The 25388-nt window shown below is 50.9% G+C and carries 27 protein-coding genes; 18 read left to right on the top strand and 9 right to left on the bottom strand.

Annotation, left to right across the window (positions count from 1 at the left end):
• Window positions 1-84: 84 nt before the first annotated feature.
• From rfaD to AAIE03_RS18510, 6 genes are read left to right on the top strand one after another with little or no spacing between them, the layout of a single operon-like run.
• A complete protein-coding gene (rfaD, locus tag AAIE03_RS18535; protein ID WP_014594895.1) occupies window positions 85-1017 on the top strand; it encodes an ADP-glyceromanno-heptose 6-epimerase in 933 nt (310 codons plus the stop codon).
• Window positions 1018-1034: 17 nt separating this feature from the next.
• Window positions 1035-2093 carry an ADP-heptose--LPS heptosyltransferase RfaF gene (gene rfaF, locus AAIE03_RS18530; RefSeq protein ID WP_013027723.1) on the top strand — a complete coding sequence of 353 codons (1059 nt, stop codon included), beginning with the start codon at window positions 1035-1037 and terminating at the stop codon, window positions 2091-2093.
• Window positions 2081-3049: a lipopolysaccharide heptosyltransferase RfaC gene (gene rfaC, locus AAIE03_RS18525; protein WP_014594897.1), complete on the top strand. Its 969-nt coding sequence runs from the start codon at window positions 2081-2083 to the stop codon at window positions 3047-3049. Before rfaF ends, rfaC begins: the two co-directional genes overlap by 13 nt.
• Window positions 3046-4215: a glycosyltransferase family 4 protein gene (locus AAIE03_RS18520; protein WP_029570790.1), complete on the top strand. Its 1170-nt coding sequence runs from the start codon at window positions 3046-3048 to the stop codon at window positions 4213-4215. Before rfaC ends, AAIE03_RS18520 begins: the two co-directional genes overlap by 4 nt.
• On the top strand, window positions 4212-5468 hold the full coding sequence (locus AAIE03_RS18515; protein WP_014594899.1) for an O-antigen ligase family protein: 1257 nt from the start codon (window positions 4212-4214) through the stop codon (window positions 5466-5468). The genes AAIE03_RS18520 and AAIE03_RS18515 overlap by 4 nt, the downstream gene beginning before the upstream one ends.
• On the top strand, window positions 5468-6457 hold the full coding sequence (locus tag AAIE03_RS18510; protein ID WP_013027727.1) for a glycosyltransferase family 2 protein: 990 nt from the start codon (window positions 5468-5470) through the stop codon (window positions 6455-6457). The genes AAIE03_RS18515 and AAIE03_RS18510 overlap by 1 nt, the downstream gene beginning before the upstream one ends.
• Here AAIE03_RS18510 and AAIE03_RS18505 read toward each other — a convergent pair.
• Window positions 6420-7427, bottom strand: coding sequence for a polysaccharide deacetylase family protein (locus tag AAIE03_RS18505; protein WP_013027728.1), 1008 nt, complete (start codon window positions 7425-7427; stop codon window positions 6420-6422). The two genes, AAIE03_RS18510 and AAIE03_RS18505, sit on opposite strands and share 38 nt — an antisense overlap.
• 326 nt (window positions 7428-7753) lie before the next feature.
• Between AAIE03_RS18505 and AAIE03_RS18500 the strand changes: the two genes are divergently transcribed.
• Window positions 7754-8851, top strand: a complete 1098-nt coding sequence (locus AAIE03_RS18500; protein ID WP_014594900.1) for a glycosyltransferase — start codon at window positions 7754-7756, stop codon at window positions 8849-8851.
• Between the two features lie 159 nt (window positions 8852-9010).
• Here AAIE03_RS18500 and AAIE03_RS18495 read toward each other — a convergent pair whose 3' ends face one another.
• Window positions 9011-10033 (bottom strand): glycosyltransferase family 9 protein, encoded by a 1023-nt coding sequence (locus AAIE03_RS18495; protein WP_072139127.1) that lies wholly within the window; start codon window positions 10031-10033, stop codon window positions 9011-9013.
• A 175-nt stretch (window positions 10034-10208) separates the two neighbouring features.
• On the opposite strand from AAIE03_RS18495, the gene AAIE03_RS18490 reads away from it, so the two are divergent.
• The 6 genes from AAIE03_RS18490 to coaD all read left to right on the top strand — a co-directional run bounded on the left by AAIE03_RS18490 (window position 10209) and on the right by coaD (window position 16097).
• Window positions 10209-11198 (top strand): glycosyltransferase, encoded by a 990-nt coding sequence (locus AAIE03_RS18490; protein WP_089517731.1) that lies wholly within the window; start codon window positions 10209-10211, stop codon window positions 11196-11198.
• A 73-nt stretch (window positions 11199-11271) separates the two neighbouring features.
• Entirely contained in the window at window positions 11272-12348 is a 1077-nt protein-coding gene (gene rfaQ / locus AAIE03_RS18485) for a putative lipopolysaccharide heptosyltransferase III (RefSeq protein WP_128391685.1), read from the top strand.
• Window positions 12341-13477 (top strand): glycosyltransferase family 4 protein, encoded by a 1137-nt coding sequence (locus tag AAIE03_RS18480; RefSeq protein WP_013027733.1) that lies wholly within the window; start codon window positions 12341-12343, stop codon window positions 13475-13477. The genes rfaQ and AAIE03_RS18480 overlap by 8 nt, the downstream gene beginning before the upstream one ends.
• Before the next feature lie 90 nt (window positions 13478-13567).
• Entirely contained in the window at window positions 13568-14842 is a 1275-nt protein-coding gene (gene waaA, locus AAIE03_RS18475) for a lipid IV(A) 3-deoxy-D-manno-octulosonic acid transferase (protein ID WP_013027734.1), read from the top strand.
• A complete protein-coding gene (locus tag AAIE03_RS18470; protein WP_498563129.1) occupies window positions 14842-15621 on the top strand; it encodes a glycosyltransferase family 2 protein in 780 nt (259 codons plus the stop codon). The genes waaA and AAIE03_RS18470 overlap by 1 nt, the downstream gene beginning before the upstream one ends.
• On the top strand, window positions 15618-16097 hold the full coding sequence (coaD, locus tag AAIE03_RS18465) for a pantetheine-phosphate adenylyltransferase (RefSeq protein WP_014604743.1): 480 nt from the start codon (window positions 15618-15620) through the stop codon (window positions 16095-16097). Before AAIE03_RS18470 ends, coaD begins: the two co-directional genes overlap by 4 nt.
• Here coaD and mutM read toward each other — a convergent pair.
• The 4 genes from mutM to radC form a co-directional block, all read right to left on the bottom strand.
• On the bottom strand, window positions 16094-16903 hold the full coding sequence (mutM, locus tag AAIE03_RS18460; RefSeq protein ID WP_498563128.1) for a bifunctional DNA-formamidopyrimidine glycosylase/DNA-(apurinic or apyrimidinic site) lyase: 810 nt from the start codon (window positions 16901-16903) through the stop codon (window positions 16094-16096). The two genes, coaD and mutM, sit on opposite strands and share 4 nt — an antisense overlap.
• A 69-nt stretch (window positions 16904-16972) precedes the next feature.
• Window positions 16973-17140, bottom strand: coding sequence for a 50S ribosomal protein L33 (rpmG, locus tag AAIE03_RS18455; protein WP_001051798.1), 168 nt, complete (start codon window positions 17138-17140; stop codon window positions 16973-16975).
• A 20-nt stretch (window positions 17141-17160) separates the two neighbouring features.
• On the bottom strand, window positions 17161-17397 hold the full coding sequence (gene rpmB / locus AAIE03_RS18450) for a 50S ribosomal protein L28 (RefSeq protein WP_006121249.1): 237 nt from the start codon (window positions 17395-17397) through the stop codon (window positions 17161-17163).
• 238 nt (window positions 17398-17635) lie between these two features.
• Entirely contained in the window at window positions 17636-18292 is a 657-nt protein-coding gene (gene radC / locus AAIE03_RS18445; RefSeq protein ID WP_014333010.1) for a RadC family protein, read from the bottom strand.
• 180 nt (window positions 18293-18472) lie between these two features.
• Here radC and coaBC point away from each other — a divergent pair, with 180 nt between their 5' ends.
• From coaBC to slmA, 3 genes are all read left to right on the top strand, one after another.
• The gene (coaBC, locus tag AAIE03_RS18440; RefSeq protein ID WP_228225475.1) at window positions 18473-19693 is read left to right on the top strand and encodes a bifunctional phosphopantothenoylcysteine decarboxylase/phosphopantothenate--cysteine ligase CoaBC; all 1221 of its coding nucleotides are present in this window, start codon (window positions 18473-18475) and stop codon (window positions 19691-19693) included.
• Window positions 19671-20129, top strand: a complete 459-nt coding sequence (gene dut, locus AAIE03_RS18435) for a dUTP diphosphatase (RefSeq protein ID WP_014333008.1) — start codon at window positions 19671-19673, stop codon at window positions 20127-20129. Before coaBC ends, dut begins: the two co-directional genes overlap by 23 nt.
• Window positions 20130-20249: 120 nt before the next feature.
• On the top strand, window positions 20250-20846 hold the full coding sequence (gene slmA / locus AAIE03_RS18430; RefSeq protein WP_013027741.1) for a nucleoid occlusion factor SlmA: 597 nt from the start codon (window positions 20250-20252) through the stop codon (window positions 20844-20846).
• Window positions 20847-20874: 28 nt separating this feature from the next.
• On the opposite strand, the gene pyrE is transcribed toward slmA, so the two are convergent.
• Together pyrE and rph are read right to left on the bottom strand one after the other, a co-directional pair.
• Window positions 20875-21516: an orotate phosphoribosyltransferase gene (gene pyrE / locus AAIE03_RS18425; protein ID WP_013027742.1), complete on the bottom strand. Its 642-nt coding sequence runs from the start codon at window positions 21514-21516 to the stop codon at window positions 20875-20877.
• A gap of 49 nt (window positions 21517-21565) precedes the next feature.
• Window positions 21566-22282 (bottom strand): ribonuclease PH, encoded by a 717-nt coding sequence (gene rph / locus AAIE03_RS18420; protein WP_013027743.1) that lies wholly within the window; start codon window positions 22280-22282, stop codon window positions 21566-21568.
• A gap of 153 nt (window positions 22283-22435) precedes the next feature.
• Here rph and AAIE03_RS18415 point away from each other — a divergent pair, with 153 nt between their 5' ends.
• Entirely contained in the window at window positions 22436-23620 is a 1185-nt protein-coding gene (locus AAIE03_RS18415; RefSeq protein ID WP_498563127.1) for a NupC/NupG family nucleoside CNT transporter, read from the top strand.
• Window positions 23621-23655: 35 nt separating this feature from the next.
• Here AAIE03_RS18415 and AAIE03_RS18410 read toward each other — a convergent pair whose 3' ends face one another.
• Window positions 23656-24090: a DUF3574 domain-containing protein gene (locus AAIE03_RS18410; RefSeq protein WP_498563126.1), complete on the bottom strand. Its 435-nt coding sequence runs from the start codon at window positions 24088-24090 to the stop codon at window positions 23656-23658.
• 157 nt (window positions 24091-24247) lie between these two features.
• Between AAIE03_RS18410 and AAIE03_RS18405 the strand changes: the two genes are divergently transcribed.
• Window positions 24248-25111, top strand: coding sequence for a YicC/YloC family endoribonuclease (locus AAIE03_RS18405; protein ID WP_013027746.1), 864 nt, complete (start codon window positions 24248-24250; stop codon window positions 25109-25111).
• Window positions 25112-25388 lie beyond the last annotated feature (277 nt).

Raw genomic sequence — 25388 nt, 5'->3', positions numbered from 1 at the left:
CTGTCTGGAGCGGGATGAAATGTTATGATGTAGGCATTACGTGTGAAATGTCCCGTTTCAACTCAAAACTTTAAAGGTAACAGTATGATTATCGTAACCGGCGGCGCAGGAATGATCGGCAGCAATATTGTCAAAACGCTGAACGATCGCGGTCACAACGACATTCTGGTCGTGGATAACCTTAAAGATGGCACCAAGTTCGTGAATCTGGCCGATCTGGATATCGCTGATTACATGGATAAAGAAGAATTCCTGACCTATATCATGTCAGGCGAAGATCTTGGTCCGATTGAAGCCGTTTTTCACGAAGGTGCCTGCTCAGCCACCACCGAGTGGGACGGTAAGTACATGATGGATAATAACTATCAGTATTCTAAAGATCTGCTGCACTTCTGTCTTGAGCGTGAAATTCCGTTCCTTTACGCTTCTTCTGCCGCCACCTATGGTGGACGCAATGAGAATTTCATTGAAGAGCGCCAGTACGAACAGCCACTGAATGTCTACGGCTATTCAAAAATGCTGTTCGACCACTACGTGCGTCAGATCCTGCCTGAAGCCTCCTCGCCGGTATGCGGCTTTCGCTACTTTAACGTTTACGGCCCGCGTGAAAGTCATAAAGGCAGCATGGCAAGCGTGGCGTTTCATTTAAACACGCAGATTAGCAATGATGAAAATCCAAAGCTGTTTGAAGGCAGCGACGGCTTTAAACGTGATTTTATTCATGTCGATGATGTGGTGTCGGTGAATCTGTGGTGCTGGGAGAATGGGATTTCCGGCATCTATAACTGCGGAACAGGCCGCGCCGAATCCTTCCAGGAAGTGGCAGATGCGGTGCTTAATTTTCACCAGAAAGGCCAGATTGAGTACATTCCTTTCCCTGACAAGCTGAAAGGCCGCTACCAGGCTTACACGCAGGCCGACCTGTCTAAATTACGCGCAGCGGGTTACGACAAACCGTTTAAGACCGTGGCACAGGGCGTTTCTGAATATATGGTTTGGTTAAATCGCAACGTCTAAAGGAATAGATACCGGTAATGAAAATTCTGGTGATCGGCCCGTCGTGGGTCGGCGATATGATGATGTCGCAAAGTCTCTATCGTACCCTAAAGGCCGAACATCCTGACGCAGTGATTGATGTGATGGCACCTGCGTGGTGCCGTCCTTTACTTTCACGGATGCCTGAAGTGAATCAGGCGCTGGCGATGCCGCTGGGTCATGGCGCGTTAGCGCTTGGCGAGCGCCGTCGACTGGGCAAATCGCTCCAGGCCAGCCATTATGACCGCGCTTATGTTTTACCCAACTCTTTTAAATCAGCGCTGGTTCCCTTTTTTGCCGGGATCAAGCGCCGTATTGGCTGGCGCGGAGAAATGCGTTACGGCCTGTTAAACGATTGTCGGGTACTGGATAAAGCCGCGTTTCCGCTTATGGTTGAGCGCTATGTGGCTCTGGCTTATGACTCACCAGTCCGCTCAGCGCGGGAACTGCCGCAACCCCTGCTAACGCCTCAGCTACAGGTCAGTGAACAGGAAAAAAGTGAGACGTCCGCGCAGTTTCAGCTGACTCCCGAGCGGCCGACGATTGGTTTTTGTCCCGGTGCAGAGTTTGGGCCGGCAAAACGCTGGCCGCATTTTCACTATGCGACGCTTGCCCAGCAGTTAATCAGTGAGGGTTATCAGATTCTGCTGTTTGGCTCGGCAAAAGATCATTCCACCGGTGAAGAAATCCTGTCTTCGCTACCGGAAGCGAGCCGTGCGCATTGCCGCAATCTGGCTGGCGAAACGCAGCTGGAACAGGCTGTTATTCTGCTGGCTCAGTGCCACGCAGTGGTCAGTAATGATTCGGGCCTGATGCATATTGCCGCAGCGTTAAACCGACCGCTTGTCGCCTTATATGGTCCCAGCAGCCCTGACTTTACGCCGCCTCTGTCTAATCGGGCACGTATTCTCCGTTTAATTAGCGGCTATCATCGTGTACGCAAAGGCGATGCCGGGCAGGGCTATCACCAAAGTCTTATCGATATTCAGCCCGCACAGGTTCATGAAACATTGAGCACGTTGTTGCGCGAAGTCCAGGAGGGGACATGCACGTCCTGATCGTCAAAACCTCCTCCATGGGAGACGTACTGCATACGCTGCCAGCACTCACCGATGCCATGCATGCCCTGCCCGGAATACGCTTTGACTGGGTGGTGGAAGAAAATTTTGCACAAATCCCGACCTGGCATCCGGCAGTGGATAAGGTTCTGCCTGTCGCCATTCGACGCTGGCGCAAACACTGGTTTGGCAGCCTGCAGCGTGAAGAGCGCGTGCGTTTCAAGCGTGAGCTTCAGTCTCGTGACTACGACATCGTGATCGACGCTCAGGGGCTGATTAAGAGCGCCGCGCTTGTGACTCGTCTGGCTAAAGGCGTTAAGCACGGCCTGGACAATCGTAGTGCGAGAGAACCTTTCGCCAGTTGGTGGTATGACAAAAAGCACGAGATCAGCAAGCAACAACATGCAGTCGAGAGGACGCGTGAGCTGTTTGCTAAAAGTCTGGGTTACGATAAACCCCCGTCTCAGGGGGATTATGCAATTGCCGGCCATTTTCTGAAGCCCTTATCACAGCATGAGAGCCCTTATCTGGTATTTCTTCATGCCACTACCCGTGATAACAAGCACTGGCCAGAAGCTCACTGGCGAGAGTTGATTGAACGTGTCCGGCCAGCGGGCTTGCGTGTAAAGCTGCCGTGGGGCGCTGAACATGAACATCAGCGTGCGCTGCGTCTGGCTGAAGGTTTTGAGCACGTAGAAGTCTTGCCTAAGCTTTCTCTTGAAGCCGTAGCACAGCAGTTGGCAGGCGCAGATGCCGTAGTGTCGGTAGATACAGGGCTGAGCCATCTGACCGCCGCACTAGACAGGCCCAATATCACGTTATATGGCCCCACCGATCCGGGTTTGATTGGGGGTTATGGGCAAAATCAGTATGTTTTGCGGCCTGCAGAGGGCAGCAAATTAGCAGACATTAGCGCTAAGGACGTCGCAGATATGGTCTTTGAGATTCTTGTATGAAGAAACTCCACATCATTAACCTTGAAAAAATGGGTGGTGTTGAACGCCTGTTCCTGCAGTACATCAATGATTTTTCTGACGGAAATGATGATGTGATATGCATCAGTAATGAGATAGACGATGATATTCGTCGTCACATTCCTCAACAAAAAATCACCTTTGCCAATCGTTGGGTAAATGGCCTGAAATATAAAGTCCCGCAATTTCTTCGGAAATATTTGCTAAAAAAACGCATTGAGGCAAGTGATGCCGATGTAATAGTGGTTTGGGATTTAATTCCAGGACTGCCAGCAAAACCCAGGCGGGCTGCTCTGGTCTATTACGATCATGGCTGCTCATGGCGTTATCCAAAAAATAAAAAAACGCTTAACTTTATGGCAATGCTGGACGGCGTGATTTCAGCCTCATACGCGTCAAACCGGGTGATGCATCACCGCTTCAACCTACCTTGCCCGCATCACGTCGTGATAAACCGAATCATGTTGCCGCAGGGGATAAATTCCGCAATCAGAACGCTAAAAAATCCGCTCAGGCTAGGAACGGCATCTCGCCAGGTTAGCCTGAAAGGCATTAGCGTAGGACTTTTAACGCTTAAAGAATTACGCCAACGTGGACACAACGTTGTGTTGGAAATTGCGGGAAAAGGTCCCGATCATGACGCCTTCGTGGCGCTTGCTGAGCGTTTGAATATTAGTCAGTTTGTTACCTTCAGCGGTTTTCAGCATGATATGAGCGCCTTTTTTAATCGCACAGATATCTATCTCAGTACACCTGTCACTGAGCCATTTGGCCTTTCCTGTATGGAAGCGCTTTATTTTGGTGTACCGGTTATTTTCCCCATGATTGACGGCCAACCTGAAGTCGTTGGTCATCAGCAGTGTGGCATTGGATTACCCCCCTCCGTTACAATTGATGAGCATGAGAAATTAACTGGTATACGCGTTGATTTCCCCTATCAGGTCTACGAACCTGTCCATGATGTTATGGAAGAAGCCAGGCTGGTTTCACATATTGATTGCGCCAACGCGGTTGAAGTCTTGTCGGTGCCTGAAACGTATCAGCGATTTAGTGAAGCTGCCAAAGCCTGGACAGTAGAACATTTCGACTATGCGCTGTTTAAGACAGAATTCAACGATGCTTTAAAGGATGTTATAATTAAAAAATGAAACTAAATCATTTAATCTTTAAAAAAGAAGCGCCTGCCAACTTTTTCAGCCAGCTTATTTTTATCGGATGTGCTATCGCCTTTATTACTTCGCCATTTGGATGGGCCTTTGGCAGGAACGTTTTTTATCTTTCCAGCTATCTGGCTTTTCTGGTCATCGTTTTTCATCTCAGATTTTACATTGCTGACAAAAAAAACCTGATTCTCCCTGGTGCGTTTTTTGCTGTCGGGATCATCAGCATTATCTGGACAGCCATGTATAAACAACCTGGCGATTTCATTAGTCTGTACCGGCAGTACCAATCAACCGGACGATTACAAATCGCCGCAGCGTTTGTTCTACTGGCGATGCTTAATACAAAGATAGCGCTACAAAAAAATACCGTGCTGGCAGCCCTTGTTTGCGGGCTTGCGGTAAATAGCTATGCCATTTATCAGGGGGTTTTCTTACACATAGCGCGTGTAGAGCTGAATTTTGATCGAGCAACGGTTGCTGCCTACATCATTACCGCAGTCAATCTGATATTCATTAAAGCCGTATTACTTTTAAAAACCCGCCACAGAGTGTTGCTTTTTTTGGCAGCTTTCGCCTTTACCTATGCTTCCATTCTGTTGACTGGAACCCGTGCAGCTATGCTGGCTTATCCCGTGTTGGCTTTAATGATTGTACTCATGAGCACACATGTGATTAATCGTCGTCACAAAATTATTCTGTTCATCCTGGTGCCCATCATGCTCCTGCTCAGCGCTGCACTTTTTCATAAAGTCATCACTATGCGTATACAGCAGTTCAATCAGGATATTGCGCATATGCATGAGCAAACGGGAGAAAACTCAATCATCTCACGCTTAAGCATGCAAACCGTTGCATTTCGCACCAGCCTTGAAGCCCTGTGGGGAGAGTCTGCAGAGCAACGAGCGGCAGAAGCAAAAGTGATTGTTGCACAAGAACCTTCGCTTTATGGGGCATTACCCTACCTTACCGTTCATATGCACAATGAAGTGATGGAAACGTTCTCGATTAAGGGCATTGTGGGTCTGTTAGCGTTGGCAGGTTTATATCTTTGCTTATTACGCAGCGCATTCACGCCTTACCGCAATCCCGCACTCTTCGCAGTCACAGTATCTTTGATCACCTATGGCCTGAGCGACGTGATATTTTTCAGCACTGAGGGAACCCTCATCTATTGTCTGGCCGTCATCATCAGTGGCTTATTAGTTAAAACACCGTCTGTATTACAGGAAGCGAAGTAATGCAAACGCGTGACTGGCTGCTAAGCATCATTATTCCTTTATACAATAGTCAGGATTATATCGTTCCCTGTCTGACATCCTTGTTTACCCAAATTGACCCTGATATTCAGGTCATCATTATCGATGATGGGTCGACAGACCTTTCAGCCCAGCGTGTGAAAGAATTTCTCAAGACTTATCCTTCAGCTTGTGTTGAATTCATTCAGCAGGCTAACCAGGGGGTTGCCGCAACCCGCAATGTTGGCCTGTCAAAAGCTAAAGGAAAATTTATTACCTTTTTGGACGCTGATGATCTACTCAGTAAAAATTATCTATCAGTTATCCGACCGTTATTACTCTCCGATCAAGACGATCTGATTGATTTTAACTACGCACGCTTTGAAAACACGCCCCCTGAAGCATCAGAAAACGAATTGCCTCAACGTGTCGCTTACGATTTTTCCGTTCAGGGGCTGAATTGTCTGCGTCCGCTTTTTATCCGATCGATGTGGCATTTATGGAACCGCATATACAGAAACAGTCTGCTGGAAGGTGAGGCTTTTGAAGTCGGCAGACGTTACGAAGACGTTATCTTTACGCCATTTCAATATCTCAAAACACAGCGTATCGCTCATCTTGAAAATACGCTCTACTACTACCGCGATAATCAGCAGGGCATCACACGGAATGTCCGTATGAGTGACATTGAGGACATGCTATTCGCCATGAATAAAATGTGTGCAATGGCACAGTCTGACACTGAGCTGCGTCGACTGGCTGCAGGGATGATAGTGAACTGCTTTAATGAAGTGAAAAGCATGTCGAAAGCGGTTTTTGGTTATTATCATTACGATAAACAAACCAGGCTGGCCATTAAGTCAGCCGCACGCCTTTGTAGGGGCCATTGCAAAACAAAAAAGTTTTGGCAAATGCGCTATCCCGAAGTCGACACGCTTTTTTCGTGGTTGCGATTTAAGGCCCGCAAATCTGTTCCTGAAGCGAATCAGTGACGGCACCGAGTGCCGTTTTTTTCTTCAGGGCATATTCGGTCAAGGTCATACCTTGGGTACGTTCCTGAAGCCAGCTGAACAGCTGCTCTAAATCATCGTAAAGACGGTCAATGTCTGCGTCGTTTTTAAACGTCGGGCTGCCGTCAGGCATAAACTCCGATGAATGCAGCATAAATTCAACATAGTCGTTTCCCTGCGACAGCGTTTGCTCAACGACATGCTTCATTTGCGCCAGATTCCCGCCCACAGGCCGCAGCCAGTTTACCCGAGGTCCTCTCGACTTACCCCTGACGTTGTCCCAGACTTTTTTAAACTGGTTTTTCAACATGCCATGCCGGTACTGAATGCTCATCGGCAATTCCAGTAAGGTTGAGCTTCCAGGCTTGGAAATATCGTTGATGTCGACATAGTAGGCCTGGTCAGGAAAATGGCGGTAATCTGTACCGCCTTTCCCCTGGGGAGCACCGGGAGAACTACGCCAGTCCACGCGCGGCGTCACAGAGCAGTCGACCAGATAGCCATGATCGATCAATGCACGTGCATAAACTTCATTGAAGGCCCAGCGGCCTGCACGGTGACTACGCATTTTAGTTTCAAATGCCGTTTCAAGCAGGTCGGTCATATAGGCGACCTTATCGTGCAGTATCGACTCTGGATATTCGATCAAATAAGGCTGGTAACGCCAGTCATCCTCCGTAAGTGCATAGTCAGGAGGGCTGTACCAGGCATGTAAATGCATGCCTATTTCACCCTGATTACGCTCAAGAAGATCTCGTCCGAACTCGACATAAGCCGGATCGCAAGCCATTTCATAATTAGTAAGCCACGTCGGTTTGAACGCGTATTTCTCGCAAAGCGACTGAAAACGCGGTAGAAAGCGGACATTATGTGTGGTGACATTGCCGCTGCGGTTGCGCCAGAGGTTGTCACCTTCCGTATCGAGAGTGATTAAAAATGCCGGTTTATCCATGACTTATCCAATAATCGGTAGAGATTATCCTGACTATGTTACGCAGGGTAGTCATTCCGCGCAAAAATATAATTGCAATTGGTTTGGTTTTTATTCGTAGTCATCAATGGCCTGATAACCTAAGATAATTCCCGTAGTCAGCGGGGCCTTTATTTTGTAACGCCTTGAATAAAATAGCGTTGTGGTGTTTTCCCTATTGAAAAACTGCGTCAGATCCCCACTATTTTGCTCTGTTATGGCGAGTTTACTGCCGTGCGCTTTATGCTTTAGGCCATTCACAGTGCTGGCGGCGTCTTTGAGGTGATAATTTGTCCAAGCGTATTTTGATGATAATAGACGGGCTGCCTGGTGGCGGCGCTGAAAAAGTAGTACTGACCCTGGCACAGGGCCTGATTAACAGTGGACATCAGGTATCACTTTTTTCTTTGCGTAACGTCTGTGATTATTCCCTTCCGTCAGGGCTTGATTACCAGGTGATTGAAGACCGTTGTCGCAGTCCATGGCGTAAGCTTACCGAAACATCTCGTCGCGCCGCGCTCCTGGATAAAGCCGTCCGTTACAGTGAAACCCGCCAAGGCAAATTTGATCTTGTGCTGTCTCATCTGCATAAAACGGACCGAATAGTGTCTTCTTCGCGTGCTCTCGATCCGCTCAGGACCTGGTATTGCATTCATGGCATTTTTTCTGCCTCTTATCTCGCTCGCAAATCGGGTTTTTCATTATGGCTCAAGCGACAGAAAATACGTCATGTCTATCGCCATCGCCAGGTGATCGCGGTTTCCCAATATGCTCTTGATGACTTGATCAACCATATTGGCGTAAAAGCATCGCGAACGGATGTTATCTTTAACCCTTTTGATTTCAATGAAATCAAAAGGCTCTCACTGGAACCCTGCCCACTGGCAGGTGAGGATTTCCTTGTTCATGTTGGCCGTTTCCATGAAACTAAACGCCATGACCGCCTGTTGGAAGCTTATGCGCAAAGTGGCATTCAGGCTCCTTTAATCTTACTGGGACAGGGCAGTCCTGCTATGAAAGAAAAACTGTATCGTTTATCGGAACAGCTGGGCGTTTCAGATCGCGTGCGCTTTGAAGGCTTTCAGCGTAATCCCTATCCCTGGATACATCATGCACGGATGTTGATTTTGAGTTCTGACAGTGAAGGCTTTGGCAATGTTTTGATCGAAGCAATGAGCTGCGGAACACCTGTAGTGAGTACACGTTGCCCCGGCGGGCCCGCGAGTATTTTGACGGGTGACCTGAGTCGCGGGCTGTCTGAGATGAATGCAACCTCACTGGCGGAAAAGATGCGAGAGATTTACGATAACCCGCCTGATTTGCATCAACTTGACCTGAGTATCTACAGCCTCTCCGTTATCTGTCAGCGATACTTGCAGTTGGCAGATTTCCGAGCGTCCAAATGAATGCATGTTGACCGCTCATAGCATCAATCAGTCGTTCCCATGAACCGATAAGCAGATCAAGGGAACGGCACGTTTTAAGCGTTGTTCTTCAGGTAATTGACATCGTTTAGCCAGAAATTTTCGGAAAATAATTGAGCGTGTCAGTCACGTAGTAGCCACTCAAGAGATGTCCTTAAGCTGCAGCCACGCACTCATCACCTCTTGAGGAGTAACGTCGTTACATTCACCAGAAGGTGTCTGCAAAATCCTGTACTCACCAGACCATGGATGCCACCCAGGCGCATCCGTATCGCCAAAAAACACCACCTGCTTTTTATGCAAACCCGCCGCGATATGCATTTGGCCACCATCGCTACACAGAATTTGGTCACAACAACTAAAACCCGCCATTAGATCACGCACTGATGTGGTAGTGTAAGCCGCCACTCGTGAAGAATTGACCAGTTGCATGAGTTGCTCGGCTCTGGCGTCATCACCCCGATCATCCGGCCCCAGCGCTCCCTGCGGCGACCAAAAGATCAGCACACGGGCTTGCGCATCTTCTAACAGATGACGAATAAAAACAGCATACTTTTCTATATCCCAGCGGCGCTTTGGGCTGCGACTACTGATGTGTATACCGTATGTCTGACCCGATACCGTAAACAGTGAATGCACATGCGTTTTAGCCTGTTCATGCTCTCGTGGGGTTAAATAGACTCTGACGGGGGGAACGACAGGCAAATGAGCAGTGAGCGCTGAGAGATACGAGTAAGTGTGTTCGACTTGGTGGTTGCCAGAAAAATCGTCTCTGCCAAAGACTCTTGTCAGCCCGTTATCGGCTTCGCCAGCGCCAATGATGTGGGTTGCGCCCGCCATACGCGCGAGGCGAAGGCTGTATTTACAGGGAACCGGGTTCGCCAGTACCGCCGCATCAAACTTCGTTTTACGTAAAGCCCAAAAGATCTTTAAACGGTGCCAGTAAACGCCAATTGCGGTCTCGTTCTTGCCACGGTGCTTGGCTTTCTTATAGACATGAAGCGCATCGACATGGGGGTTATGCAGTATCACATCCTGCGCCACTTTATTTACCAACAGCGTCAGTTTAGCTTCGGGAAAGGCCGTTTTGATGCCTTCCAGTAACTGTGTGGTACAATCCATATCACCAATGTTGTCGCGCCTGATGACGAGGATATTTTTCATATTGTACCTGGTTAAACGTACCTGACCGGACTGGAGCGTACACACGCCATAAAGTTGCGAAAAAATAAATTTCTGCTACCTATCAAGGTTTGACCCTAAATGCACAAAAAGTTCTATCGGCATTCGTAATAATGTCGGCGGAAATCCGTCTCTTTTCACTTGAAGTTATGCTGCTGTGTCACAAAATTCGCCTTTACTATCGATAATCACACCAATGTTTAACGCTGGTGTCATGTTTGAGACATTTATTCAGTCTTTACTGGCTCAGACGCTGACATCTCTGGAAATCATCCTTGTCGATGATGGATCGACTGACGGCTCGGGTGAGAGAGCGGATGACTACGCACGACGTCATCCTCATATCCGGGTCATTCACCAACCTAATGGTGGTGTATCACGTGCACGCAATGCCGGGCTGGCTGTTGCATCCGGTAAGTACGTAACCTTTCCAGACGCTGATGACACCATGAAGCCAGAGATGTATCAGACACTGGTCGATATGGCAGAGGCAGACGATCTCGATGTGGCGCAATGCAATGCCGAATGGTTTTTCCAGGCTAGCAATGAAACCCAGCCGTTGATACCGCCTGAACGACTCTCAAGCACATCCGTCCTTAGCGGCCCTGAGTGGCTTAACAAGGCGCTGAAGACTCATCGCTATAAACATGTTGTCTGGCTTGGTATTTACCGACGCGAACTGATTGAAAAACTGAAGCTAAATTTTGAACCCGGCCTGCACCATCAGGATATTCCGTGGACCACAGAGTTCATGCTGAATGTAAAACGCGCGCGCTATACCGATAAACAGCTGTATCGCTACTATCTGCACGATGCTTCAATCAGCAACCGCAAGCGGACCGGCCTGCGTAACGTTGAATATCAGCGTCACTATCTGAAAATTGCGCAAATGCTGGAGTCAATTAACAGCCGCTATCGCCATAAGGTAAAAATTTATCCGGCCTTTCACTATCAGATTACTTACGAAGCCCTGAGCGTCTGTCACAGTATTCGACGCGAACCGGACGAATCAGCGCGACAGGCGATGATTGCCGATATCTTCGCGACCCAGACACACACGCGTATGCTGCGTAATGCGCGCGGTGTAAAACAGTGGTATCACCTGCTGCTATGGCTGGGTCGAATTTATTACTGGCGCAGGAAATAAGCGGCGTCACTTGCTTTAACCTCAAAAGGGTTTGCCCTACAATCGGCTCACTGAATTCTGAGAGCATTTGAGTATGACAAGCCCGATTCCAGTCCAGTTTGCACCCAAAAAAATTCTGTTAATCAAACTACGTCATCACGGCGACATGCTGCTGACTACGCCTGTCATTAATGCTTTGCATCAGCATTATCCGCAGGCCAGCATTGATGTCCTGCTCTACAAAGAAACCCGGCCCATGCTGGAAGCACATCCTTCTGTCCGTCATCTGCACATCATCGATCGAAACTGGAAAAAGGAAGGTGGCTGGCAGACGTTTCGCCATGAAGTCGCACTGGTCTCAGCAGTGCGAGCCTGTCATTACGATTTGGTGATTAACCTTGCCGATCAGTGGCGCAGTGCCATTCTCACCGGACTGTCTGGCGCGCCGGTACGCATTGGATTCGCGTTTAAAAAGCGTGATAACGCCTTCTGGCGCGGATGCCACAATCATTTGGTTACCACTGAAAATCATGAGCACTTACATACGGTTGAACAGAACCTTTCCGCTCTGTCACCGCTGCAGATTTCAGCCGACGGTGCCAGAGCCTCGATGCACTTCAGCCCGGACGATGCGTTAAAAGTGCAGAATATGCTGCTTCAGCAGCAGGTGAAGCCCCCTTATATCGTGCTGCAGCCTACCTCCCGCTGGCAGTTCAAATGCTGGGAGGAAGACAAGGTTGCAGCCACTATCGACCAGCTGGCTCAAGCCGACCGAAAAGTCATCCTGACAGCAGGACCGGATGATAGTGAGCTGGCGATGGTTGAGCGGATTCTGGCGCAGTGCCAGTCTCCGCATGTTATCTCGCTGGCAGGCAAACTCTCTCTGCCACAACTGGCTGCACTGATTGCTTGCGCTCAGCTCTTTATCGGCGTTGACTCAGCCCCGATGCACATGGCCGCCGCGCTCGACACGCCCTGCATTGCGCTTTTCGGCCCGACAAAACTGCAGCACTGGCGCCCCTGGGGTGACAACAATCGGGTCATCTGGGCTGGTGACTATGGCCCCCTTCCTTCTCCGGATTCCATTGATACTCGTACCGAACAACGTTACTTGTCCGTTATCCCGGTTGAGGATGTCGTTACCGCAGCAAGGAGCTATCTAAATGAGTAAGTTACGCCTGGCGATTGTCCGGCAGAAATACCGCCCTGATGGCGGGGCCGAACGCTTTATTTCACGCGCGCTGGAAGCCTTGGGTAGCGAAAAACTGGATCTCAATATCATCACCCGAAGCTGGGAAGGAAAGCCCAACCCGGACTGGCACCTGCATATCTGCAATCCAGGGAAACTGGGACGGGTTTCACGTGAACGCGGTTTTGCCCACGCGGCGCGGGCCTGCTGGGAACGTGAAAAGTTCGATATTGTTCAAAGCCATGAGCGTATCGCTGGTTGTGACATCTTTCGGGCAGGCGATGGCGTTCATCGTGTCTGGCTTGAACAACGGGCACGTATTGTTTCGCCCCTGCAGCGTCTTAGCGCCAGCCTCAGCCCATATCATCGCTATGTTCTGCAGGCAGAAGCCGATATGTTTAACTCCCCCGCACTGAAAGCGGTGATATGTAATTCTGAGATGGTAAAAAAAGACATCCTGCGCTGCTTCGCACTGCAGGCTGACAAAATACATGTCATTCACAACGCCATTGATTCAACGCGCTTTCAACCTGCGACAGAGGCCGCCCGCCATGCGGTTCGGACACAGCTGAACCTGCCCGCTAACGCGACTGTTCTGATCTATGTGGGTTCGGGATTTGAACGTAAGGGCCTCAAAGCCGCCATTGAAGCGCTGGCCAAAAGTAACCGCTATCTGATCGTGGTCGGCCAGGACAAACAGGCAAAACGTTATCAGCAGTTAGCCAGTCAGCTTCACTGCAGTGAGCGGCTTCGTTTTGTCGGCGTACAGCAGGATGTGCAGCCCTATTACCATGCTGCTGATGGATTGCTTCTGCCCACCCTTTACGATCCTTTTCCCAACGTGGTGCTGGAAGCCATGGCCTGCGGGTTGCCGGTGATCACCAGCACCGGGTGTGGCGGCGCTGAATTTATTCGCGAAGGTCAGGAAGGGTTTGTTCGTGATGCGCTGGATGTAAAAGGACTCAATCAGGCCATTAATGCCCTTTCTGCTTTAACCGTTGACGGCAGAATGGGCGAAGCAGCAAGACGCAGGATTGAACCTTACACGCCGCAAAACCTGGCACATTCACTGAACAGGCTCTATCAGCAGGTCCTGAGTCGCCACGCATGATGTGGGATGAGTGATTATGCTGTTTCTGATAAGATGCTGTATTCTGACTTTAATCTGCTTTTTTGACGCCAACGTGTCATAACGGTAACTATGACGACCATTTACACCGCATTGCTTTATCTCATTCAGCCACTTATTTGGCTGCGCCTGTGGCTGCGCGGTCGTAAAGCTCCTGCCTACCGTAAACGTTGGGCAGAGCGTTATGGCTATTGCGCCGGAAAAGTGAAGCCTGAAGGCATCGTTTTACACTCGGTTTCCGTGGGCGAAACCCTGGCGGCAGTGCCGTTGGTGCGCGCGCTACGTCATCGCTATCCAACGCTACCTATCACCGTCACAACCATGACGCCAACCGGTTCTGAACGTGCGCTCTCTGCTTTTGGCAAAGATGTGCATCATGTTTATTTGCCTTACGATCTCCCCAACGCCATCAATCGCTTTCTTGATACGGTCAATCCACGCCTGGTGATCATTATGGAAACCGAGCTGTGGCCTAACATCATTCGTATCCTGCACCAGCGCCATATTCCCCTGGTGATTGCTAATGCCCGACTTTCCGAACGATCGGCTAAAGGCTATCGCAAGCTTGGCAAGTTCATGCGTAATCTTTTACAAAGTATCACGCTGATCGCCGCACAAAACGCCGAGGACGGTGAGCGGTTTGTGCAACTCGGCCTGAAGCGCTCGCATCTGTCGGTTACCGGCAGCCTGAAGTTTGATATTTCTGTTACGCCCGAGCTGGCCGCAAGAGCAGTAACGCTACGCCGGCAATGGGCACCCCGTCGCCCTGTCTGGATTGCCACCAGCACTCATGAGGGTGAGGAAGCTATCCTGTTGGATACGCACCGTCGCTTATTACAAACCTTTCCGGATTTGCTGCTGATTCTGGTGCCGCGTCACCCGGAGCGTTTTAACGATGCCCGAGAGCTGACGCAGAAGCGCAACTTCAGTTTTACCCTGCGCAGCAGCGGTGAAATCCCATCCGGCTCAACGCAGGTTGTGATTGGCGACTCGATGGGTGAACTGATGTTGCTGTATGGCATTGCCGATCTGGCCTTTGTTGGCGGCAGCCTGGTTGAGCGCGGTGGTCATAACCCGCTCGAACCCGCCGCTCATGCTATTCCTGTGCTTATGGGCCCCCATACCTGGAACTTCAAAGATATTTGTAGCAAGCTGCAACAGGCACAGGGGCTGATTACCGTTACTGATGTCGCATCGCTGGTAAAAGAGGTGACGAACCTGCTGCAGGACGATGATTATCGTCGCTACTACGGACGCCATGCCGTAGAAGTGCTGCATCAAAACCAGGGCGCCCTTCAGCGTTTGCTGCAGTTACTTGAACCACACCTGCCGCCACGAGCCCATTAATGACATCCACTCGCCAACGCCTTTCAGTCGTTATGATTGCCAAAAATGAAGCAGAGCTGCTGCCCGACTGTCTTGCATCAGTGAGCTGGGCCGATGAGATTATCGTGCTGGATTCTGGCAGCACAGACGACACGATGGCGCTGGCCCGGGCAGCAGGCGCGCAGGTTTTTCAGGCGACGGAATGGCAGGGCTACGGCAAACAGCGCCAGCGGGCGCAGAGTTTTGCCAGTTGCGACATGATTTTAATGATCGACGCCGATGAGCGAGTCACGCCAGAGTTACGTCAGGCCATTGAACGGGTGCTCGAGGCCCCGCCAGGCGACACCGTTTACAGCTTCAGCCGCAGTAATCTTTTTTTGGGGCGATTCATGCGCCACAGCGGCTGGTACCCTGATCGAGTGATGCGTCTTTACCCACGTACGTTAAGCTATAACGATAACAGCGTGCATGAGTCACTCAACACCGAAGGCGCCTCCGTGCAGGCCCTCAAAGGCGATTTACAACACCTGACCTGTCGTAACCTGATGGCTTTCCAGCGTAAGCAGCTGGCCTATGCGGAGGCCTGGGCACAGGAACGATTTCAGCGCGGAAAAACCTGCAGCCTGTTTTCGGTCTTCAGTCATGCGCTCGGCGCCTTCGCGAAAACGCTGCTGCTGCGTGCCGGCTTTCTTGATGGTAAACAGGGTTGGCTGCTGGCGGTCGTCAATGCCCAGTACACCTTCAACAAATATGCAGCGCTATGGGCGCTGACACATGCTCCGGCGAAAGGGCGCACATGACCACGAAAGCTATTTATCCAGGCACCTTCGATCCCATCACATTAGGCCACATCGATATTGTGACGCGTGCTGCGCAGATGTTTGACCGACTGGTCGTAGCCATTGCCGCCAGCCCGAGCAAAAAGCCCTTATTCACGCTTGATGAAAGAGTTGCGCTGGCGCGTCAGGCGACCGCGCATCTGGCGAACGTTGAGGTGACAGGTTTCAGCGATCTGATGGCGAACTTTGCCCGCACTCAGCAGGCAAACATTCTGGTGCGCGGATTACGTGCCGTGTCGGATTTTGAATATGAGACACAGCTGGCGCGTATGAACCGGCATTTGCTGCCGACGCTGGAAAGCGTGTTTTTGATGCCATCGGAAAACTTTTCTTTTATCTCTTCTACCCTGGTGAAAGAAGTGGCGCGGCACGGCGGCGACGTCTCGGCCTTCCTGCCCGCGCCTGTCCACCAGGCTCTGCTGGCAAAACTGCCTTAGTGTTGACAGTTGGGGCACCAGTAAGTGCTGCGTTGCCCATGCTTGCCACTGACAATCGGTGTGCCACATGCTCTGCAGGGCTCTCCCGCGCGACCATAAACCTGTAGCTCTTGTGCAAAATAGCCCGGTTTGCCATCACTTTGTAAAAAGTCGTGTAATGTTGTTCCGCCCTGCTCGATTGAGCGCAACAGTACCGCTTTGATGGTATTCGCTAATATCGCCGCATCTTCATGGGAAAGGCTCATTGCGGGTCGATCAGGAATGATCCCTGCCGTAAACAATGACTCACTTGCATAGATGTTACCCACGCCAACGACAATTTTGTTGTCCATTAGCCACTGCTTAATCACCGTTCGCTTTCCGCGGGATTTTTCAAACAGATAGTCACCACTGAACGCTTCACTCAGCGGCTCTGGGCCGAGGTGTGCCAGTACGCTACTGCCGGCCAGGTCGCTGCTCCACAGCCAGGCGCCAAAACGCCGGGGATCGGTATAGCGCAGGACTTTACCGTTGCTCATGACCAGGTCGACATGATCGTGTTTGGCTGCGGGCAACTCTTCTGAAAGGACACGTAAACTGCCTGACATACCCAGGTGGATAATAATCCAGCCGTGCGGCAATTCGAGTAAAAGGTATTTGGCACGACGTTGAACGCTCAGCACAGGCTGATCGCTTAACGCCAGGATTTCTTGTGACACTGGCCAACGCAAACGCGCGTTGCGCACGACTGCGTGAAGAATTGTCTGACCAACCAGATGTGGCTCAATGCCGCGTCGGCTGGTTTCTACCTCTGGCAACTCTGGCATAACCTCTCCCCTGCGCATTACACAAACAAAAAACCCGGCCTGAGCCGGGTTTTTTGCAGAAAACCAAAATTACTTAATTTTGGCTTCTTTGTAGATCACATGCTGACGTACAACCGGATCGAACTTTTTCAGTTCAAGTTTCTCTGGTTTAGTACGTTTGTTCTTCGTGGTGGTATAGAAGTGACCTGTACCAGCAGAGGAAACCAGCTTGATCTTCTCACGAATACCTTTAGCCATGATTCAGTTCCTTAGTACTCTTAGTACTTCTCACCACGGGCACGCATGTCGGCTAACACCGTATCAATGCCCTTTTTATCAATAATACGCATACCTTTTACAGATACACGCAGAGTAACGAAGCGCTTCTCGCTCTCAACCCAAAAACGGTGTGAGTGCAGGTTCGGAAGGAAACGGCGTTTCGTCGCGTTCATTGCGTGGGAACGGTTGTTACCGGTCACCGGACGCTTTCCAGTTACCTGGCAGACTCGTGACATGTCTATTCTCCAAAAATCAAATCAGCTCGAGCTTTAAAAATTAGGTTTTGGCCGCCTCGTCAGGCTTACAGCCCGCCAGGCGAGTTCCATGGAACCCGCTAAGCTGGCCTAACCGCCAAACCCGAGATTCTCAAAGGTGGCGTAGTATACGCCGCTCGGCCCAAGTGCTCAAGTCCCGAACAGATAAAGATCCCGAATGATCGTGTAAAAATCCGCCACCTGGACCAGATTTTCAGGCTCAGAGCCATCCCCGCTCGGTAAATGAGACCGATTCACCCCGTCCAATCACTAAATGATCGAGCACGCGAATATTGACCAGCCGACAAGCTTCGCAGATTTTAACGGTAATGTCGCGGTCAGCCTGACTCGGTTCGGCTCTTCCTGACGGATGATTGTGTGCGATGATTAACGCTGCGGCATTAATTTTAAGCGCCTCGCGCACAATTTCGCGCGGATGCACTTCCACACTGTTAATCGAGCCTGAGAACATTTGCCGGGCGGTTATCACCCTGTGTTGATTATCCAGAAACATCACGATGAAAATCTCACGTTCCTGCTCTGCTAACAGCGTTTGCAGATACTGGCGTGTCGCAAGCGGGCTGTCGAGGGTATTTTCACGGGCCAACTGGCTGGCGAAAAACCGTTTAGCCAGCTCAGCAACGGCACGTAGCTGAATTAGCTTAATTTCCCCCGCCCCTTTGATTCCTTTGAAATCCTCCGCACTGGCGTTCACGATGTTGTAAAGCGACCCCAGCTCTTGCAACATCTGCTGCGCCAGCTTCATCACCGGTACGCCTCTTGAACCCGTACGTAAAAAGATGGCCAGCAGTTCTGCATCGCTTAATGCATCTGCGCCCAGTCGCTTGAGTTTTTCCCGTGGTAGAAAATGATTCATTGCTGCTCTCCCTGTCGCCCCCTGTATCATCCTCTTGCAGTTAACACGCGACCAGTGAGCAAATGTGATTCTTCGGCACTTCTCGCAAACGCAGCCTTTGAACAGGTGACGGCAAGGTTTTGTGATAAAATTCGCCCATTCCGCCGTGGCTGTACGGCAACTGAAAACGAGGTCAACTGCATGATGGGATTAGCCGGTAAAAAAGTGCTTTTAGGCGTAAGCGGTGGCATCGCAGCCTATAAAACCCCCGAGCTGGTGCGCCGTCTGTGCGATCGCGGTGCCGATGTGCGCGTGATGATGACCCATGCAGCAAAAGCGTTTATTACGCCCCTCAGCCTCCAGGCCGTATCGGGCTACCCGGTAATGGACGATCTGCTCGACCCGGCAGCCGAGGCCGCCATGGGCCATATTGAGCTGGCCAAATGGGCCGATCTGATTCTGCTGGCACCCGCATCCGCGGATTTAATCGCGCGCGTGACAGCCGGTATGGCGAACGATTTAGTGACAACCGCCGTGTTGGCTACCGCGTCGCCTGTCGCGATTGTGCCGGCGATGAATCAACAGATGTACCGCGCAGCCATCACGCAAACGAACCTGACGACGCTCCAGGCGCGCGGCGTATTCATCTGGGGGCCTGACAGCGGCAGCCAGGCATGCGGCGATGTCGGGCCGGGCCGCATGCTCGACCCACTGGCTATCGTTGACCATGCGGTTCAGTGGGCCAGCCCCGTCAACGATCTGCAACATCTCAACATTATGATTACCGCCGGCCCGACTCGTGAAGCCCTCGATCCCGTGCGCTATATCAGCAACCACAGCTCAGGAAAAATGGGTTTTGCCATTGCGGCCGCGGCCGCCAGACGCGGTGCCAGCGTCACACTGATTAGTGGCCCGGTTAGCTTAGCAACGCCCGTGGGCGTTAAGCGGGTGGATGTAACGTCGGCACGGGAGATGCAGTCTGCGGTGATGGATGAGATAAATAAACAACATATTTTCATTGCAAGCGCAGCCGTGGCAGACTACCGGGCAGCCGACATTGCGGATGAGAAAATCAAGAAACAGGATGACGATGATAATGTCACCCTGCAGCTCATTAAAAATCCCGATATCGTCGCGGGCGTTGCCGCATTAACGCAGGGCCGGCCTTTTGTGGTTGGATTTGCGGCTGAAACCCAGAATGTGGAAGAATACGCCCGAAAAAAACGCGCGCGTAAAAAGCTGGACCTGATCTGTGCTAACGACGTGTCGAAAGCTGGACAAGGGTTCAATAGCGACACCAATGCTCTTCACCTTTTTTGGCAGGAAGGAGAAAAGACCTTACCGCTCAGCGATAAGTCACTCCTTGGTCAACTTTTAATAGACGAGATTGTCAGCCGTTATGATGAAAAAAATAGACGTTAAAATTCTGGATGCGCGCGTCGGCAAAGATTTTCCATTGCCGACCTATGCGACACCGGGTTCCGCTGGGTTAGATCTTCGTGCCTGTATTGATGACGTGATGGAAATCGCCCCCGGGACTACAACATTAATCCCTACCGGCCTGGCTATCCATATTGCCGATCCGAGCCTTGCTGCTGTCATCCTCCCACGCTCAGGACTGGGCCATAAACATGGCATCGTACTGGGTAACCTGGTGGGGCTTATTGATGCCGATTATCAGGGTCAACTGATGGTATCGGTATGGAATCGGGGTCAGGAAAGCTTTACGCTACAGCCGGGCGACCGCATGGCCCAGCTGGTTTTTGTTCCTGTCGTTCAGGCCGAATTCAATCTGGTAGAAGAGTTTGATGCCAGCTTGCGCGGTGAAGGCGGCTTCGGTCACTCAGGTCGTCAGTAACCAGCACTACCTATTTTCACTTACGCTCATCATTTTATTTCTCATCGCCATAGGTGTTTATCTTGTGGCTGATGCGTAGGTGTTGCCTGTTTATGGTGAAATTCAGGGGTTTTTAAGGGCATGGCAGAAAAAAAAGTCGTAAAGCGGAATCGTCGCGAAGAGATTTTGCAGGCGCTGGCGCAGATGCTTGAGTCCAGCGATGGCAGCCAACGAATCACTACCGCGAAGCTCGCGGCCAACGTCGGTGTTTCGGAAGCGGCGCTGTATCGTCATTTTCCCAGCAAAACACGGATGTTTGACAGCCTGATCGAATTTATTGAAGACAGTCTGATTACCCGCATCAATCTCATTCTTAAAGATGAAAAAGAAACAATGGCGCGCCTGCGTCTTATTGTGCAGCTGATTCTGGGGTTTGGTGAGCGTAATCCGGGGTTGACACGTATTTTAACGGGTCACGCGCTGATGTTTGAACAGGATCGTTTACAAGGGCGCATTAACCAGCTGTTTGAGCGCATTGAAGTCCAGTTACGTCAGGTGATGCGTGAGCGGAAAATGCGAGAGGGTGAAGGCTTTCAAACCGATGAAGCATTATTAGCCAGTCAGCTACTGGCTCTGTGTGAAGGATTACTGTCGCGTTACGTTCGCTCGGAGTTCCGCTTTAGTCCCACCGCTGACTTTGACACCCGCTGGCCGCTGATTGCGGCACAGCTGGTGTAACAGGCAGGCGGGCTGCGCCCGCCTGTAATCAGACGCCGTACGCTTTTTGATATGCACGCACCTGCGCTAAATGATCGGCCATATGCGTTTTTTCAGCCAGATAGTCGATCAGGTCGTTGAGCGTGATAATGGCGGTAACCTTGCAGGAATAGTCACGTTCCACTTCCTGAATAGCGGAAAGCTCTCCCCGGCCACGCTCCTGACGATCCAGTGAAATCATGACGCCAGCCAGACTCGCATCATGGGCATTAATGATATCCATCGACTCGCGGATTGCCGTGCCTGCCGTGATAACGTCATCGACCAACATAACTTTACCCTGTAGCGGGCTTCCCACCAGCAGACCGCCCTCACCGTGATCTTTCGCCTCTTTACGGTTAAAGCAGTAAGGCACATCCCGGTCATGATGATCGGCTAAGGCAACCGCTGTCGTGGTCGCAATAGGAATCCCTTTATAAGCGGGCCCGAACAGCAAATCGAAATCCACGCCGCTGTCCACTAACGCCTGCGCATAGAAACGCCCCAGCAGCGCTAAGTCTCGCCCGCTGTTAAACAGACCGGCATTAAAGAAATAGGGACTTTTACGACCAGATTTTAACGTAAACTCACCAAATTTAAGCACCTGCTTATTCAGTGCGAATTCAATAAACTGCCGCTGCCAGGCTTTCATGTCTTACTCCTCAGATAAAAAAAAGGCGACTCTGCGGTCGCCTGTTACTTTATTTTTCCAACGCCGCTTTTTGCGCCTGAATTAACTCTTCGATGCCGCCGCGGGCCAGCGCCAGCAGTGCCAGCAACTCTTCATGGCTGAAAGGTTCGCCTTCCGCCGTGCCCTGCACCTCGATCATACGGCCGTCTTCCATCATCACGACGTTCATATCGGTTTCAGCAGCGGAGTCTTCAACATATTCAAGGTCACACAGGGCTTCACCGTTAACGATGCCCACAGATACCGCCGCGACCATCCCTTTCATCGGGTTCGCTTTGAGCTTACCGCTGGCAACCAGTTTGTTTAGTGCATCCGCCAGTGCCACGCAGGCGCCGGTGATAGATGCGGTACGGGTGCCACCATCAGCCTGGATGACGTCGCAATCAAGCGTAATGGTATATTCACCCAGCACTTTAAGATCGACGGCTGCGCGGAGTGAACGGGCGATCAGACGCTGAATTTCCAGCGTGCGGCCGCCCTGTTTGCCCTTCGCGGCTTCACGTGCCATGCGGCTATGCGTTGACCGCGGCAACATGCCATATTCGGCAGTGACCCAGCCCTGTCCCTGTCCTTTGAGGAAGCGCGGAACACCTTCATCCACCGTGGCAGTGCAGAGCACTTTGGTTTCACCGAATTCCACCAGAACGGAACCTTCTGCGTGTTTAGTGTAATTGCGGGTCAATGTGACTGGACGCACCTGATGTGCGCTACGGCCTGCTGGACGCATGGTTATCTCCGGCTTGCAAATGATTGGCTGCGTATTATACGGACTTCCTGGCCCGCTGTCTCTTGCAGTGGGCTGTAAGGCTCAGGATGAAATTCATGTGGGAGTATGGCTAAATGCCCTACCTTTTGCCGCATTTTACGAACAGATTAAACTATGGCCGCTATTTTACATTTCCTGCTGGCGCTGGTGGTGATTTTCGCCCTTGCGCTGTTGGTCAGTCATGACCGTAAACACATTCGTCCACGCTATATCATTCAGCTCATTATCGTTGAAGCCGCGCTGGGCTGGTTTTTCCTTCATTCTGCCAGTGGACTGGCGGTCGTGGGAGCGGTGGGCAGCTTCTTTGAAAGATTACTGGGTTTTGCTGCACAAGGCACAGAGTTTGTTTTTGGCGGCATGAGTCAGCAGGGCCTGGCCTTTATCTTTCTTGGGGTACTTTGCCCGATTGTTTTTATTTCCGCCCTGATTGGTATTTTGCAGCACTGGCGCATTCTGCCGTTGCTAATCCGCCTGGTGGGAACTGTCCTGTCTAAAATCAACGGCATGGGAAAGCTGGAATCTTTTAATGCGGTCAGTACGCTGGTACTGGGTCAGTCTGAAAACTTCATCGCATATAAAGGTATTCTGGCGGATATCCCGCCGAAGCGCCTTTACACCATGGCGGCAACCGCTATGTCTACCGTCTCGCTTTCCATTGTCGGTGCATACATGTCGATGATTGAGGCTCGCTATGTCGTGGCGGCGCTACTGCTCAATATGTTCAGCACCTTTATCATTCTGTCGATTATCAATCCCGGTAAGGAAAGCGAGGAACAGCCTGTAGCCCTGGATAAGTTGCATGAGGAGCAGAGTTTCTTCGAAATGCTGGGAGAGTACATCCTGGCGGGCTTTAAAGTGGCGATGATCATTCTGGCAATGCTGATCGGTTTTATTGCGCTGATCGCGGCCGTCAATGCGCTGTTCGCAGCGCTATTCGGCTACAGTTTCCAGCAGCTCCTGGGCTATGTTTTTTACCCTTTTGCCTGGTTAATCGGCATCCCCGCCGTAGACGCCCTTCAGGCTGGGAGCATTATGGCCACTAAACTGGTGGCCAATGAATTCGTCGCCATGATCGAACTGAAGAAAGTGGCGGCAGGCATGACGCCGCGTGGATTAGGCATCCTGTCGGTATTCCTGGTCTCGTTTGCTAACTTTGCGTCGATTGGTATTGTGGCAGGCGCGATTAAGGGGCTGAACGAACAACAGGGGAACGTCGTCTCGCGATTTGGCTGGAAACTGGTATATGGTTCGACCCTGGTAAGCCTGCTTTCGGCTGCATTCGCCGGACTGTTTATCTGATCATCTTACGGCGGCCTGGGCCGCCGTTAATGGCATCAGAAACTCACGCAGGAAGGCGAATCGACACGCATGACCGATTCCTGACCAAACTGTTTTTTATACTGCTCGCGTAGTGCTTCGACACGGCTGTTGTTATCGCTGTCAAAGTTATAGATGAGCACCAGCGCTTTGCTTTTCTCACGCGCCAGCTGACCGTTTTCACCCAACCACTGCCCTTGCGCATCATAAACAGAGAGCCCGGCTTTAAAGCGAGGCGTCACTTGTTTATCGATAAAATTCATCCAGTCCAGCGAACTCACGCTACCGCCTTTTGGCTTACTGAGACCAAACCACAATGTGGTTTGCATCATCACCTCACCGCCAGCACATATGGGAACAGGTCGGGTTGATGGTACAGGTGGCGGTGATGGCGAATGACAGCCAGCCAGCAGTAAGGTCAGCATTACAGGAAAGCGTAATACGTGAGACATAAACGGGGTCCTCAACGAGTAAGCCAGTAAACAGCATAAGTGCCTGTTGCTGAAAGCGGAAATAATTTGTTCTCTCATCCTGCTGCTGCTTACACCTGTTATGGTTAGCTTTGCCTCGTTATACTGACTTTAATCTTTCTGAAAATGAGTAACGCTTATGATCCGCAGTATGACCGCCTACGCCCGCCGTGAAGTTAAAGGTGAATGGGGCAGCGCCGCCTGGGAGCTGCGTTCCGTTAACCAACGTTATCTTGAAACCTATATTCGTCTGCCAGAGCAGTTCCGCGGACTGGAGCCGATGATTCGGGAACGCATTCGCCAGCGTCTGACGCGCGGTAAAATCGAATGTAATCTGCGCTTTGATGCCGATCCCGGCGCACAAGGCGAGCTGATGCTGAACGAGTCGCTGGCTAAACAGCTGGTTCAGGCCGCTAACTGGGTGAAGATGCAGAGCGACGAAGGCCAGATCAATCCACTGGATATTTTGCGCTGGCCTGGCGTGATGTCTGCGCCAGAACAGGATCTGGACGCGATTAATACACAGCTGATTCAGGCGCTGGATGGCGCACTGGATGATTTCATTGCTGCACGTGAGAGCGAAGGTAGCGCATTGAAATCCCTGATCGAGCAGCGTCTGGAAGCGGTAACGCATGAAGTCAGTAAAGTGCGAGCTCAACTGCCTGATGTCATTAAGTGGCAGCGTGAAAGGCTGATCGCCAAACTGGAGGACGCCGAAGTGCAGTTGGAAAACAACCGCCTGGAGCAGGAACTGGTGATGATGGCGCAACGTGTGGATGTAGCAGAAGAGCTGGATCGCCTGGATGCGCACGTTAAAGAGACGTACAACATTTTGAAGAAAAAAGAAGCCGTCGGACGTCGGCTCGACTTCATGATGCAGGAGTTCAACCGCGAGTCGAACACTCTGGCCTCGAAATCGATTAATGCAGAGATCACCAATTCAGCCATTGAGCTGAAAGTGCTGATTGAACAGATGCGCGAGCAGATCCAGAATATTGAATAATTTTCTCTTGTTTTCCAAAGCTTTTCAATATTTATCAACGCCCTGATTTATCAGGGCTTTTTATTTCCAACCTGTTTTGTACGTTTCAATTTGTTTCATCCAAGCGGTGAGCACGTCAAAGTATTGAGACCAGGCTATGACAGTAATTTGAGAAAAAGATGAGATTCTCAGCACTTCCCTTTCCCGTATATGAAGTTTATTATTACACTAATCAGCTATAGGTTAAGAGTCAGAAATGAATATCTTGTAATGACAAGGAACTGAGTTTACAGACATG

This window comes from Pantoea sp. Ae19-2, assembly GCF_059801205.1.
This window is presented reverse-complemented; position numbering and strand designations above follow the sequence as displayed.